The sequence below is a fragment of the Streptomyces sp. NPDC051180 genome (assembly GCF_040689545.1).
Lineage (GTDB): Bacteria > Actinomycetota > Actinomycetes > Streptomycetales > Streptomycetaceae > Streptomyces.
In genome coordinates, this window is sequence record NZ_JBFBBC010000005.1 from 214628 (window position 1) to 227536 (window position 12909).

Consider the following 12909-nt stretch of genomic DNA (forward strand, 5'->3'; position numbering starts at 1 on the left):
CGTGATCGATATCAGCGAATCCGTGATGCAGTTCCTCCTCGTGGCGATCGTCGCCGGCCCGCTGCTCGGCGCGGCCGCCGCCCTCCTCCCGGCCCCGCCGGGGCTGAAGGGGACGTCGCCCGACCAGGCCGTGCTCCGCCACGGCGTCACCGTCACCGGTGTGATCCTGCTGGCCGCCGTCGTCCTCGCGCTCGGCTTCGACCACGACGACCCGTCGAGGATGCAGGCCACGACCGACGTCGTCTGGATCGGCGCGCTCGACGTGCGGATCCACCTCGGCGTCGACGGCATCTCGCTCCCCCTTCTCGTGCTGACCGCGCTGCTGACCTTCCTCTGCGCGCTGTACAGCTACTTCAAGATGCCCGCCGGCCCGTCCGCCAAGGGCTTCGTCGCCCTCCTGCTCGTCCTGGAGTCCGGCACCCTCGCCACCTTCGCCGTCCTCGACCTCGTCCTGTTCTTCCTGGCCTTCGAGACGGTCCTGGTCCCGATGTACTTCCTCATCGCCCGCTGGGGCGGCGGGGGCCGGGGGCCCGCCGCCTGGAAGTTCATCCTCTACACGCTGCTCGGCTCCGTCGTCATGCTGCTCGGCCTGCTCCTGATCGGGGTGAAGGCCGGCACCTTCGACATGGTGGCGCTCGCCGCCGACAACGGCCGCGGCCTGACCGCCTCCGTGCAGATCATCGCGGTCCTCGCGATCGGCGTCGGGCTCGCGGTGAAGACCCCGATGTGGCCGCTGCACAGCTGGCTCCCGGACGCCCACACCGCCGCCCCCACGGTCGGCTCGGTGCTCCTCGCCGGCGTGCTGCTGAAGATGGGCACGTACGGCTTCGTCCGGATCGTGCTGCCGATCGCCCCCGACGGCATGCGGACCTTCGCGCCCGCCCTCGCCGCCTTCGCGGTCGCCGGCATCATCTACGGATCGCTCGCCTGCCTCGCCCTCGTCCGGCCCGGCGGCAAGGGCGACCTGAAGCGCCTGATCGCGTACTCCTCCGTCGGCCACATGGGCTTCGTGCTCCTCGGCATCGCCACCATGACCCCCACCGGCGTCAACGGCGCGCTGTTCGCCAACATCGCCCACGGCCTCGTCACCGGCCTGCTGTTCTTCCTGGTCGGCGCAGTGAAGGACCGGTACGGCACGGCCGACCTCGACACCCTCGCCGGAGCCACCGGCGCCGCCCTCTACGGCCGCGCCCCCCGCCTCGGCGCGCTCCTCGCCTTCGCCGCCGTCGCCTCCCTCGGACTGCCCGGCCTGGCCGGCTTCTGGGGCGAGATGCTGGCCCTGTTCGGCGCCTTCGAACCCGCCGAGGGCCTCAGCCGCCCCGCCTTCCTCACCTTCATGGCGATCGGCGCGTTCGGCACCCTGCTCACCGCCGCCTACCTCCTCCTCGTCGTGCGCCGCGTCTGCATGGGCGGCCCGCGGCCCTCGGGGGAGACGGCGATCGCCGACGTCCAGGGGTACGAGTTCGCCGCCTGGACCCCGCTCGTCGCCCTCACCGTCCTCGCCGGACTCTGGCCCGCCGTCCTCCTCGGCCTCACCGACCCGGCCGTCCAGCAGCTCCTCGCCGGAGGCACCCAGTGACGTCGTCGCTCGTCCAGTCCGTCGACTGGCTCACGATCGCGCCCCCGACCCTCACCGCCGCGGTCGCGCTCGCCGTCCTCGTCGCCGACCTCTTCGTCCCCCAGGAGCGCAAGCAGCTCCTCGGCTGGACCGCGATCGGCGGCCTCACCGCCGCCCTCGCGCTGCTCGTCCCGCTGCGGGCCGGGGACCGCGAGACCTTCTGCCTCACCGCCGACACCCGCGTCACGGCGTGCAGCTACACCGCCGACGAGTTCACCCTCGTCATCCAGCTGCTCGTCCTCGGCGGCGCCCTCCTGACGGCCCTGCTCTCGCTCGCCGACACCCGCGAGAAGCTGCCGGCCGGCGAGTACTGGTTCCTGCTGCTGTCCTCGGCCGCCGGCGCCGCGCTGCTGCCCGCCTCCCGGGACCTGGCGACCCTCGTCGTCGCCCTGGAGGTGGCCTCGCTGCCCGCCTTCGCGCTCGTCGGCCTCCGGCGCGGCGACCGGATGTCCGGCGAGGCCGCGCTGAAGTTCTTCCTCTCCTCCGTCACGGCGACCGCCGTGACGCTGCTCGGCGTCAGCTTCGTGTACGCCGCGACCGGCACCCTCCACCTCACCGAGATCGCCCAGCGCCTCGACGACGTCCCCGGCCAGCTGCAGACGCTCGCCGAGGCCGGCGTCGCCCTCACCCTGGTCGGCTTCGCCTTCAAGACGGCCGCCGTCCCCTTCCACTTCTGGGTGCCCGACACGTACGTCGGCGCCCCGCTGCCCGTCGCCGCCTATCTCTCCGTGGTCGGCAAGGCCGTCGGCTTCACCGGGCTCATCCTGGTGACGGTCGTCGCCTTCCCCTCGTACGCGGACGTGTGGGGCCCGGCGCTCGCCGTCCTCGCCGCGGTCACGATGACCGCCGGCAACGTCGCCGCCCTCCGCCAGGTCTCCACGCGCGCGTGGAGCGCGGTCCGGCTGCTCGCCTGGTCGTCCGTCGCCCAGGCCGGCTACCTCCTGGTGCCCATCGCCGCCGCCGCGTACTCCGGCGACGACCAGGTCGGGGCCACCGTCGCGTACGCCCTGATGTACGCCGTCGTGAACCTCGGCGCCTTCGCGGTCGTCACGCTCGTCGCCCGCACCCACCCCGGCAACCGGCTGGCGGACTACCGCGGGCTGTACGCCGCGAGCCCCGCGGCCGCCCTCGCGCTCGGCTTCTTCCTCCTGAACCTGGCCGGACTGCCCCCGGGTATCATCGGCCTCTTCGCGAAGGTGACCGTCTTCTCGGCGGCCGTCGACGCGGGCCTGGGCTGGCTCGCCGTGATCATGGGCGTGAACGTCGTGATCGGGTTGTACTACTACCTGCGCTGGACGGCCCTGCTCTTCCGCACCCCGGAAGGCACCCCCGTCCGCCACCGGGCCCCCGCGCCGGTCACCCTGGCGATCGCGCTGACCGCCGCCGTCGGCGTCGTGCTGTCGGGCTATCCGCAGTTCGCCCTCCGCTTCGCGGCGACGGCCCTGTTCTGACCTCCCCCCACAGAGAGACACCGAGGAGCATCACCCCGTGCTGAACGGATTCAAGGACTTCATACTTCGCGGGAACGTCATCTCGATGGCCATCGGTCTGGCCGTCGGATCGGCGTTCACGGCCGTCGTCACCGGCTTCAGCAAGGCGTTCATCACCCCCCTCATCGGTCTCGCCACCGGCTCCGTCGGCGACTTCAGCGAAGCCAGCTTCACGATCCAGGGCACCGTCTTCCCGTACGGCCTGGGCATCGCCGCCGTCATCGCCTTCCTCATCACGGCCGCCGTCCTCTACTTCGTGATCGTCGTCCCCATGACCAAGATCCAGGACAGGTTCGTCAAGGTCGAGGCCGCCGACCCCAAGTCGGAGAAGCGCGACTGCCCCCGCTGCTTCAGCGAGATCCCGGCCATCGCCACCCGCTGCGGCCACTGCACCAGCGAGGTCGAGCCCACCGCCACCACCCTGGAGAAGCTGGCCGTCCCGGCCCCCCGCTGATCACCCGAACGGCCCACGGCCGTCCCGGTGCGGCCGGGGGAACCCGCGCCTCCCGCCTGGCGTTGACCTGTACGGGAGGGTCCACTGGACGTGAGGGTCCCCCCTGACGAAGTCCGGGGGAGGACCGCCACGAAGCGAAGGGTTCCCCTGCCGCACCACCAGGAGGGCGTACCGTGCACCGCCGGCACAACGGGCTGAGGACCGCCGTACTCCTCGGAGGGCTCTCCGCCCTCATCATCGTCATCGGCAGCTTCTTCGGCCGTACGGGTCTGATCGTCGCGCTCGTCGTGGCGCTCGGCACCAACGCGTACGCGTACTGGAACAGCGACAAGCTGGCCCTGCGCGCCATGCGCGCCCGCCCGGTCAGCGAGTTCGAGGCGCCCGCCCTCTACCGGATGGTGCGCGAGCTCTCGACCCAGGCCCGCCAGCCCATGCCCCGGCTCTACATCTCGCCGACCCAGGCGCCCAACGCCTTCGCCACCGGCCGCAACCCGCGCAACGCCGCCGTGTGCTGCACCGAGGGCATCCTCGCGATCCTCGACGAGCGCGAGCTGCGGGGCGTCCTCGGCCACGAGCTGAGCCACGTCTACAACCGGGACATCCTCATCTCCTCGGTCGCCGGAGCTCTCGCCTCCGTGATCATGTTCCTGGTCAACTTCGCCTGGCTGATCCCGGTCGGCCGCTCCAGCGACGACGACGGCCCGGGCATCCTCGGCTACCTCCTGATCCTCATCCTCGGCCCGATCGCGGCCTCGGTCATCCAGCTCGCCATCTCCCGCTCCCGCGAGTACGAGGCCGACGCCTCGGGCGCCCAGCTCACCGGCGACCCGCTCGCCCTCGCCAGCGCCCTGCGGAAGCTCGACGCGGGCACCAAGCAGCTGCCGCTGCCCCCCGAGCCGCGGATCGAGACCGCGAGCCACATGATGATCGCGAACCCCTTCCGGCCCGGAAAGGGCATGTCCAAGATGTTCTCCACCCATCCGCCGATGGCCGAGCGCATCGCCCGGCTCGAACAGATGGCAGGTCGACGACCGTGAAGACAATCCTCAACGTCATATGGCTGATCCTGTGCGGATTCTGGATGTTCCTCGGCTACATGCTCGCGGGAGTCCTCCTCTGCATCACGATCATCGGCATCCCCTTCGGACTCGCGGCCTTCCGCATCGGCGTCTACGCCCTCTGGCCGTTCGGACACACGGTCGTCGACCGCCCCGACGCCGGCGCGCCCTCCTGCGTCGGCAACGTCCTGTGGCTGATCCTCGCGGGCTGGTGGCTCGCCCTCGGCCACATCACCACCGGCATCGCCCTCTGCATCACGATCATCGGCATCCCGCTCGGCATCGCGAACTTCAAGCTGATCCCGGTCTCCCTGCTGCCGCTCGGCAAGGAGATCGTCCCCTCGGACCAGGCATTCGGCTACCGGGCCTGAGCCCCCGGTGCGGAAACCGAAGTACGCCCTCGTCTCCGGCGTGTACGCCGTCGCCCTCTGCAAGGACGTCGACGGCCTGTACGGGGAGCCCGTACCGTCCCCGCGCCCCGTCCACGAGCTGCGCGGCTGCGAGCCGCGCGGCGAACTGGCCCGGGCCGTCACCCAGGCCGTCGTGGAGGGCACGGCGCCGCTCGGCACGCTCCACGTCGAGACCCCCGACGGCCTCGCGTGGGCCTTCACCGGCGTCCGGGTCCTCGGCGCGCGCGGCGACGTCGTGACCGTCGAGTCGGACGAGGGCCCCCGCAGGTCGTACACGGGGGCCCCGGCCGTGCCCTGCGGGAACCTCGTCCGCGTCTCGCCGCCGGAACCGGCGGACCGGACCCACACCGACGTCACCTTCGTCGGCTGCTCGCCCCGCGGCGGGCTGCGGGACGCCCTCGCCGCCGGAGCGGCCGAGTTCGACGCCGTCCGCTACCAGGTCCTGGACACGGTGGGCCGCGTCCACCACGAGGCCGCCGCCGGCCGCATCACCCGCTGGGGCGCCTCGCTCCGCGCCCACGACCTGGTCGACCTCACCGTCTCCTTCCCCCGGGCGGGCCTCGTGCCGCACCAGGTCCGGGAGGTCTGGGAGCTGTGGCGGGGCGACCGCCCCGCCGAACCCGGGACCTGGCGCCGGTTCACCGGGGCGGCGCGCGGCGAGTGGCTCACCCAGGCCGCCCGCAGGTCCGCCGGAGCCCCGGAGATCGTCCCCGGCACCACGTACCACCTCGACGGCGCCGACGTCGTCGACGAGGACTCCCTCCTCTGCGCCCTGGGGGAGGCCGTCCACGGTCCCGGCGGCGCCCTCGCCGTCGGAGCGCCCCGGGCCGTCGGCGAGCTCCTCGCGGGCGCCACGCTCGTCTGGCACCGTGCCGACGTGGCCCGCGCCTGCCTGGGCGTCCTGCCCTACGTCGAGGACCGCCCGGCCACCTTCGGGGAGTTCGTCGACGGCCTCACGGCCGCGGGGGTACGGCTCGTCCTCGACTGACGGCCCACGCCACCACACCCGCCGCGACGACCCCCGACCCGGCGAGGACGGACCCGAGGGGCAGGGCGAAGGCCAGCGCCCCGCACCCGGCGAGCCCGAGCGCGGCGAGCGGCCGGCTCCGGCCGCCGAGGGTCCACGCGGAGGCGTTCGCGATCCCGTAGTAGACCAGCACGCCGAACGACGAGAAGCCGATCGCGCCCCGCACGTCCGCCGTCGCCGCCACCACGGCCACCACCGCGCCCACCGCGACCTCCGCCCGGTGCGGCACCCGGAAGCGGGGGTGCACGGCCGTCAGCGCGGCCGGCAGATAGCCGTCCCTGGCCATCGCCAGGGTCGTCCGGGACACCCCGAGGACCAGCGAGAGCAGCGAGCCGAGCGCCGCGACCGCCGCGCCCGCGGTGACGGCCGGCACCAGCCACCCGGCGCCCGCCGCGCGGACCGCGTCGGCCAGCGGCGCGGCGGACCGGGCGAGCGCCTGCGGGCCGAGCACGGTGAGCACGCTCACCGCGACCAGCCCGTAGACGGCGAGCGCGATCCCGAGCGCGACCGGCACCGCCCGGGGGATCGTGCGAGCCGGGTCGCGGACCTCCTCGCCGAGCGTGGCGATCCGCGCGTACCCCGCGAACGCGAAGAAGAGCAAACCCGCGGCCTGCAGGACCCCGCCCGCGTCGAGCTCCCCGCCGAGGGTGGCGCGGGACGCCCCGCCGGCGCCCAGGGACACCGCGGCCACGGCCGCGAGCACCGCGAGCACCACCGCCACGACGACCCGCGTGACCAGGGCGGACTTCTGGACTCCGCCGTAGTTGACGGCCGTCATGGCCACCACCGCCGCGACCGCCACCGCAGCGGCCCGCTCCGGCCAGAGGTACGCCCCGACGGTCAGCGCCATCGCCGCGCAGGAGGCCGTCTTGCCGACCACGAACGCCCAGCCGGCCAGATACCCCCAGAACGAACCAAGGCGTTCGCGACCATAAATATAAGTACCGCCGGAGGCCGGATACCGGGCGGCGAGCCGGGCCGACGCCATGGCGTTGGCGTACGCGACGACGGCGGCGACCCCGAGCCCCCACAGCACTCCGGCGCCCGAACCGGCCGCCTCGGCCGCCGGTCCGAGCGCGACGAAGATGCCGGCTCCGACCATCGCGCCGAGCCCGATCACGACGGCGTCGAAGACGCCGAGCGACCGGCGCAGTTCCTCTGTCATGGACCGCACACTAAGGGGTGAGCCCGGTCTCCCTCAGGGTGATGTTCAGCCGCCCCGCCAGGCCGAGCGCCGGCTCCGCCGTCCCCGGGTGCACGACGGGCACGCCGTGGTGCGCCCACCGCGAGTCCCCGCCGAAGACGAAGAGATCGCCGGAGGACAACTCCACGTCCCGGTACGGCCGTCCCCGGTTCTCCTCGTTCCCGAACCGGAAGACGCACCGGTCCCCGAGGCTCAGCGACACCACCGGCGCACCGGACCGCTCCTCCCGGTCCTGGTGCATCCCCATCCGCGCCCCCGGCGCGTAGAAGTTCACCAGCGCGGTGTCCGGCGCGAAGCCGCCGTGGTCGCCGTACGCCTCGACCAGCGCCTCCCGGCCCAGCGCGGCCAGCCAGCCGGGCAGTTCCGGCCCCGCCGCGTCGAGATAGCGGTACGGCACCCACTGCCGGCCCAGACACAGCGACGCCACCGACATGACGCCTCCGCCCGGCAGCACGGTCCGCCGGTACGCCCCCGGCCCCCGCCCCCACTCCCGGCAGGCGTCCACCAGCTCCCGCTGGCGCGCGAACGGAAGCCACCCCGGCACGTGCACCGCGCCGGGCGCCACCTCGGCCCGCTCCCGGGGGAAGAGCCCCTCGGTCACACCCCGGCCCCTTCGAGGCCGAGCAGCCTCTCCTTGCGCTCCAGCCCCGCCGCGTACCCGCGCAGGCTCCCGTCGGCCCCGATCACCCGGTGACAGGGCCGCACCACCAGCAGCGGGTTCCGCCCGATCGCGGTGCCCACGGCCCGCACCCCCGCCCCCGGCGAGCCGACCCGCCGCGCGATCTCCCCGTACGACACCGTCGTCCCGTACGGGATCTCCTCCAGGGCCCGCCACACCCGCCGCTGGAACTCCGTCCCGGCGTCGGCCGCGAGCGGCAGGTCGAACCGGTCCCGCCGGCCGGCGAAGTACTCGGCCAGCTGCCCGGCGGCCTCCTCGAACGCCTCCGGCGCGAGCGTCCAGCCGTCCTCGACCTCGACGGCGCCCTTCTGCCCCGGCAGGGACAGCGAGCGCAGCACGGCACGGCCCCCTTCGGCGAGCCGCCCGACCAGCAGCATCTCGCCCAGGGGGCCGTCGACGTACGCGTACACGGTCATGACTGGTTCCTCTCCCCGGCACGGGTCTTCCTCAGACCAGTGTGCGGGGACCGCCGAACCCGCGGCTGGCGGTATTCGGACACGACCCTCACGACCCGCTACGAGGTCAGCGGTAGTTCACGAACTGGAGCGCGAAGTCGAAGTCCTTGCCCTTGAGCAGCGCCTGCACGGCCTGCAGGTCGTCCCGGCTCTTCGAGCTGACCCGCAGCTCGTCGCCCTGCACCTGCGCCTTGACGCCCTTCGGACCCTCGTCCCTGATGGCCTTGGCGACCTTCTTGGCGTTCTCCTGGGAGATGCCCTCCTGCACCGACGCGAAGAGCTTGTACTCCTTGCCGGACAGCTGCGGCTCGCCCTCGACCTCCAGCGACTTCAGCGAGATGCCCCGCTTGATCAGCTTGGACTGGAAGATGTCGAGGATCGCCTTCACCCGCTCCTCGCCGCTCGCCTGCATCAGGATCTTCTCGCCCGACCACGCGATCGAGGCGTTCGTTCCCTTGAAGTCGTAGCGCTGCGAGATCTCCTTCACGGCCTGGTTGAGGGCGTTGTCGACCTCCTGCCGCTCGACCTTGGACACGATGTCGAAACTGGAGTCGGCCATGACTCGTGGCTCCTTCTTCGGATGCTGTGGGGTACAGCCCAAAGCCTAGGGGGTTCGCCACGGCCCCACCGCTGATCAACCCGGTGGCGGACCACCCCCCGGCATCAGGTATTGTTTACGTCGTTGCCAGGGAACACCGCCTCACAGCGGCTCCACGGCAGCGATCTCATGGCGATGTGCCCGAGTGGCCAATGGGAGCGGACTGTAAATCCGTCGGCTTAGCCTACCCAGGTTCGAATCCTGGCGTCGCCACGCGATAAAAACGGCCCCTGATCTGCGGAAACGCGATCAGGGGCCGTTTGCGTGTAAAGGTGAGACCAGGGCCCGACTGTCTCGCTCTGTCCCGCCGAATCACCCTCTCTACCAGCGCCTCTGGACGGCCCGTGGACGGGAATCCAGCCCTCGTGTGTGGCTGTGGACCGGCCGCCCGTCAACAGCCGTCGGCGTGACTCATCGGTGCTGGCTCAGCCTGGCGGAGATCTTGGCGTTCGCGGCCTCGTCGCCACCCTTCAGGAACTTCGCGTAGACCCGAAAGAGGACGGCGACCGAGTGGCCGGCCCGCTGGGCGACCAACTGGGGTTCCACCCCGGAACTGAGCCACGTCGAGACGGCGGCGTGACGAAGGTCATACGGCCGCTTGGCCAGCTTCGATTCCTGTTCGGACGGGCTGAGAGCTTCCTGCCGCGCGTTCGCCCAGACCTCGCCGTACCCGCTCTCCTGCACCATGCCGCCCCGCGCCGTCCGGAAGACCCGCCCGTCCGCGTGGGCGCCGTACAGAGTGACGTGCCACCGCAGCTTCGCGACCAGCTCGGGCGGGATCGGCACGTGCCTGACGGCCTTCCGAGTCCGGTGCTTCAGGCCGCGCCGGTCGTGAGCCTCACCGCTGTCCGTCCAGGAGCTACCCGACCGTGCCCGACTCTCCCGAAGCCGGACGAGCCCCCACCCGCGACGGGGCAGGTCGAAGTCCTGGAGCCGGACGCCGACCAGCTCCCCGGGTCGGGCGCCGGCGTAGTACAGGCAGCCGAAGAACGCCTCCAGGTGCCGCCCGCGGTCGCCCTGCCGGCCGACGGCGGCGAGGAGCGCGGCGGCCTGCACCGGGTCCGGCACGGCTGCCGGGTCGACTTCCTCCTCTACCCGCTCCGGTGCCTTCCACTTGAGCGTGGACATGGGGTTCTCGGCCAGCAGCTCGGCGTCCACGGCGATGCCGAGGGCCTGGTGAAAGATGGCCCGCTTCCTGGCGATGACCGAGCCGGAGGACGTCTTCCCGTCCAGCCTGCGGGCGCAGGCGTCCAGGGCCCGGCGAACGAGCATCCGGTCGGAAAGCTGCGACGTGGGGACCGACTTCCGCTCCACCCACGCGAGCAGTGCTGCCACGTTTTCCGGCGCCTCCTTCTTCCACTGGTTGACGTTGAAGCCCCAGGTGTAGAGCGCGCGGCGTACGGCTTTCTGATCGCCCATGCCCTTCGTGTCCTTCACCAGGGCGAGCGTCACGGTGGCCATGGCCTCGGCGAGGTTCCGGCGGGTGGAGGCAGGGGAGTGGTCCCACTTCAACTCCACGTAGTTCCTGGCGTGCTGGTACCAGGAGATGTCCTTGGCCTTCTGAACCATCGACTTCGGCAGCCCGCTGTCGACGTCCCACGGCTCACCCTCACGAGTCGCCGTGATGAATTGCGCCCGTCGGCTCTCAGCGAGCCCAAGCGTCAGGAACGACTCGGAATGCGGCCGAGTGCCGACCTGCCACCGGAGCTGGTATGGCTTGCGATACGGCCGCTTCCTGATGCTCCAGATTCGTACGGTGTAGCTCCACTCGGTCACACGGTCTCCAGTTCGTTCAGAAAGGCGTCGAGCACACTGCGGCGGACCCGCAGGTGCCCGTTGGGCAGGCGCCTCACCTCGGGGCCGTAGCCGCGGTTGCGCCAGCGGTAGTAGGTGGCTCGGGTGATGCCGATCTCGTCGAGGACGTCGGTCAGGGGGAGCCACTCGTCGACGGGCGGACGGCGGCGGACGGTGCGGGCCATGGGTCTCCTCATCGCGGCGAGATTCGGTGAGCGGGCGGGGTCACGCCCGTGTGTGTCCGAGGTGTGGATTCCTGCGTCACTGCGTCCTGCGCGTCACTTGAGCTTCTGACCTGCGGTTTTCAGTGACGCGGGGGCTCTGGGGGTGCGTCATGGGTGACGCAGGGCTTTGTCACCGGTGACGCGGGTGACGCGGGATGACGCAGCCGTCGAGCGTCTGCGTCACGGCTGTAGTCGCAGGTGGCAGGCCGTTTACTGGGTGCTCGTGACGCGGGTGACGCAGCGTCTCTCTTCTTAGGAAAAGAGAAGGGGGTGGTGTCTGTTGTTGTGCGCGTCTTCGAGCGTGAAAGCGGAGCCGCGTCGCGGCACGACCCATGGCGGCGGCAAGCCGCCGAACAACAAGAGGAGCACCCCGCTCCCTGGGCGAGGCGTGCTCCTCTTGCCTGTGCGGGTCCCGGTCGGATCAGAACATGCCCTCGGCCTGCGCGGGCGACAGCGGGGCGGGTCGGGTGACCTCGATGTAGCGGGCGGCGCTGGTGCGGCCCCAGTCGACGAGGACGCCCCGGGCGGCGAGGGTGGGCTGGAGCCGCTTGAGACGGTCGGAGAGGACCTTGCCGGTGGTGGGCCACCCCTTGGGCACCGGGCGGCACTCCTCGCCGCTGTAGAGATGGGTGAGGCAGTGCAGCCACTCCGAGGACGTCATCCGTACCTCCCTGCCCGCATCCAGGCCGGCGGCGTGCTTGAGGACGGTCTGCGCGAGCAGGTCGCCCTCGATGACGTCGTCGTTCAGGTCGTCCAGGCTGGCCCGGTAGGCGTCCAGAGCTCCCATGCTGGCCGCTGCGTCGAGCCGGGCGCACAGGTGGGCGAAGTCGGCCATGCGCAGGTCGGTGGGGATATCGGCCTCGGTGGCGCGGACGGTGACGGTGAGGTCGAGCAGGGAGCCGAGGATGACCGGCAGGGCATCCTCAAACTCCGCCCACAGCTCCGCCTCGGTCCGCCGCACCTGCGGGCGCTCCAGACGGAGGGGGAGGAGGCGTTCGGCGAGGTCGGGGCGGATGACGCCGACGTCGATCCCGGTCAGCAGCAGGGGGCGGCGATAGCGGGAGCGGTAGACGTCGCCGTCGCTGAACAGGGCGCGCTTGATGGTCTCGGCGCCGGTGACGATGCAGCACATCAGGTCGGAGAGGTCCGGGCCGAGGTGGGAGAGGTTGTCCAGGGCGGTGACCCATCCGGCGGCTACGGCCGTGATCAGGTTCTCCTCGTCCTTCGGCGCCCGGCGGAGGTCGCCGCTCATGCCCTCGATGATCCGGGTGAGCATCCGGCCGGCGGTGGACTTGCCCGCGCCCTGGGGGCCGGTGAGGAACGGGGCCGGGACGGGGGCGGAGGGGTCGAGGCAGCCGACCAGCCAGGCCAGGGCGAGGCTCTCGCCCTGGGCGGTGGCGAAGTTGCACAGCCGCATCAACCGGTCGATGCCCTTGCCCTCGGTGTCCTTGACCGGGAGGGGCATCTCGCCGGTGAGCTGGGTGCGGCGCCAGGACACCTCCCTCGGGTCGGGGATGAGGATCGTCCAGCCGGTGGGGTGGATGCGGACGGATTTGCCGTCGTCGCGGCCGAGGTCGAGCCAGGTCGCGCCGTCGAAGCCGGGGGCGACGCGGATGTGGGTGGGCTGGACGTCCTCGGTGAGCGCGAGTGCTTCGATCAAGTCGAGTGCCTCCTTCAATGCGGTTCCGTTGAAGACGCCGTGGTTGTCGCGGAACAGGCCGACCATGAGTTCCTGGCGGTGGCTGCCGGTCGTGCCCTGGGAGCGGATGGGGCGGGCGACGGGGTGGCCGTTGCGCTGGGCGTAGACGGCGCCGTCGACGGTGCGGAAGTACCGGAAGTGCTGCTGCGCGTAGTCGGTGATGATTTCCCGGGCCGGGGTCTTGTCGTCCTCGGACATG

The 12909-nt window shown here is 71.8% G+C and carries 13 protein-coding genes and 1 tRNA gene; 7 read left to right on the forward strand and 7 right to left on the reverse strand.

The features are described 5' to 3' along the window. The first annotated feature begins 25 nt into the window (after positions 1-25). From AB0424_RS12245 to AB0424_RS12270, 6 genes are all read left to right on the forward strand, one after another. Entirely contained in the window at positions 26-1579 is a 1554-nt protein-coding gene (locus AB0424_RS12245; RefSeq protein WP_366304781.1) for an NADH-quinone oxidoreductase subunit M, read from the forward strand. Continuing rightward, positions 1576-3069 carry an NADH-quinone oxidoreductase subunit N gene (locus tag AB0424_RS12250; RefSeq protein ID WP_366304480.1) on the forward strand — a complete coding sequence of 498 codons (1494 nt, stop codon included), beginning with the start codon at positions 1576-1578 and terminating at the stop codon, positions 3067-3069. Before AB0424_RS12245 ends, AB0424_RS12250 begins: the two co-directional genes overlap by 4 nt. A gap of 37 nt (positions 3070-3106) precedes the next feature. After that, positions 3107-3562, forward strand: a complete 456-nt coding sequence (gene mscL / locus AB0424_RS12255; protein ID WP_366304482.1) for a large conductance mechanosensitive channel protein MscL — start codon at positions 3107-3109, stop codon at positions 3560-3562. Positions 3563-3735: 173 nt separating this feature from the next. Beyond that, positions 3736-4599 carry a zinc metalloprotease HtpX gene (gene htpX, locus AB0424_RS12260; RefSeq protein ID WP_366304484.1) on the forward strand — a complete coding sequence of 288 codons (864 nt, stop codon included), beginning with the start codon at positions 3736-3738 and terminating at the stop codon, positions 4597-4599. Then, positions 4596-4991: a YccF domain-containing protein gene (locus AB0424_RS12265; RefSeq protein WP_366304486.1), complete on the forward strand. Its 396-nt coding sequence runs from the start codon at positions 4596-4598 to the stop codon at positions 4989-4991. The genes htpX and AB0424_RS12265 overlap by 4 nt, the downstream gene beginning before the upstream one ends. Positions 4992-4998: 7 nt before the next feature. Further along, positions 4999-6018 (forward strand): hypothetical protein, encoded by a 1020-nt coding sequence (locus tag AB0424_RS12270; protein ID WP_366304488.1) that lies wholly within the window; start codon positions 4999-5001, stop codon positions 6016-6018. On the opposite strand, the gene AB0424_RS12275 is transcribed toward AB0424_RS12270, so the two are convergent. From AB0424_RS12275 to AB0424_RS12290, 4 genes are all read right to left on the reverse strand, one after another. Then, positions 5984-7222: an amino acid permease gene (locus tag AB0424_RS12275; RefSeq protein ID WP_366304489.1), complete on the reverse strand. Its 1239-nt coding sequence runs from the start codon at positions 7220-7222 to the stop codon at positions 5984-5986. The two genes, AB0424_RS12270 and AB0424_RS12275, sit on opposite strands and share 35 nt — an antisense overlap. 10 nt (positions 7223-7232) lie before the next feature. Continuing rightward, positions 7233-7862, reverse strand: coding sequence for an alpha-ketoglutarate-dependent dioxygenase AlkB (locus AB0424_RS12280; protein WP_366304491.1), 630 nt, complete (start codon positions 7860-7862; stop codon positions 7233-7235). Continuing rightward, positions 7859-8356, reverse strand: coding sequence for a methylated-DNA--[protein]-cysteine S-methyltransferase (locus AB0424_RS12285; RefSeq protein ID WP_366304493.1), 498 nt, complete (start codon positions 8354-8356; stop codon positions 7859-7861). Before AB0424_RS12285 ends, AB0424_RS12280 begins: the two co-directional genes overlap by 4 nt. Positions 8357-8462: 106 nt before the next feature. Further along, entirely contained in the window at positions 8463-8954 is a 492-nt protein-coding gene (locus AB0424_RS12290) for a YajQ family cyclic di-GMP-binding protein (RefSeq protein ID WP_366304495.1), read from the reverse strand. A gap of 170 nt (positions 8955-9124) precedes the next feature. Here AB0424_RS12290 and AB0424_RS12295 point away from each other — a divergent pair. After that, positions 9125-9206: transfer RNA gene (locus AB0424_RS12295), tRNA-Tyr, on the forward strand. A 198-nt stretch (positions 9207-9404) separates the two neighbouring features. On the opposite strand, the gene AB0424_RS12300 is transcribed toward AB0424_RS12295, so the two are convergent. From AB0424_RS12300 to AB0424_RS12310, 3 genes are all read right to left on the reverse strand, one after another. Next, a complete protein-coding gene (locus AB0424_RS12300; protein ID WP_366304496.1) occupies positions 9405-10769 on the reverse strand; it encodes a tyrosine-type recombinase/integrase in 1365 nt (454 codons plus the stop codon). After that, positions 10766-10972 carry a helix-turn-helix domain-containing protein gene (locus AB0424_RS12305; RefSeq protein WP_366304498.1) on the reverse strand — a complete coding sequence of 69 codons (207 nt, stop codon included), beginning with the start codon at positions 10970-10972 and terminating at the stop codon, positions 10766-10768. Before AB0424_RS12305 ends, AB0424_RS12300 begins: the two co-directional genes overlap by 4 nt. A 460-nt stretch (positions 10973-11432) precedes the next feature. Next, the gene (locus AB0424_RS12310) at positions 11433-12908 is read right to left on the reverse strand and encodes an ATP-binding protein (RefSeq protein ID WP_366304500.1); all 1476 of its coding nucleotides are present in this window, start codon (positions 12906-12908) and stop codon (positions 11433-11435) included. Position 12909: the final 1 nt, after the last annotated feature.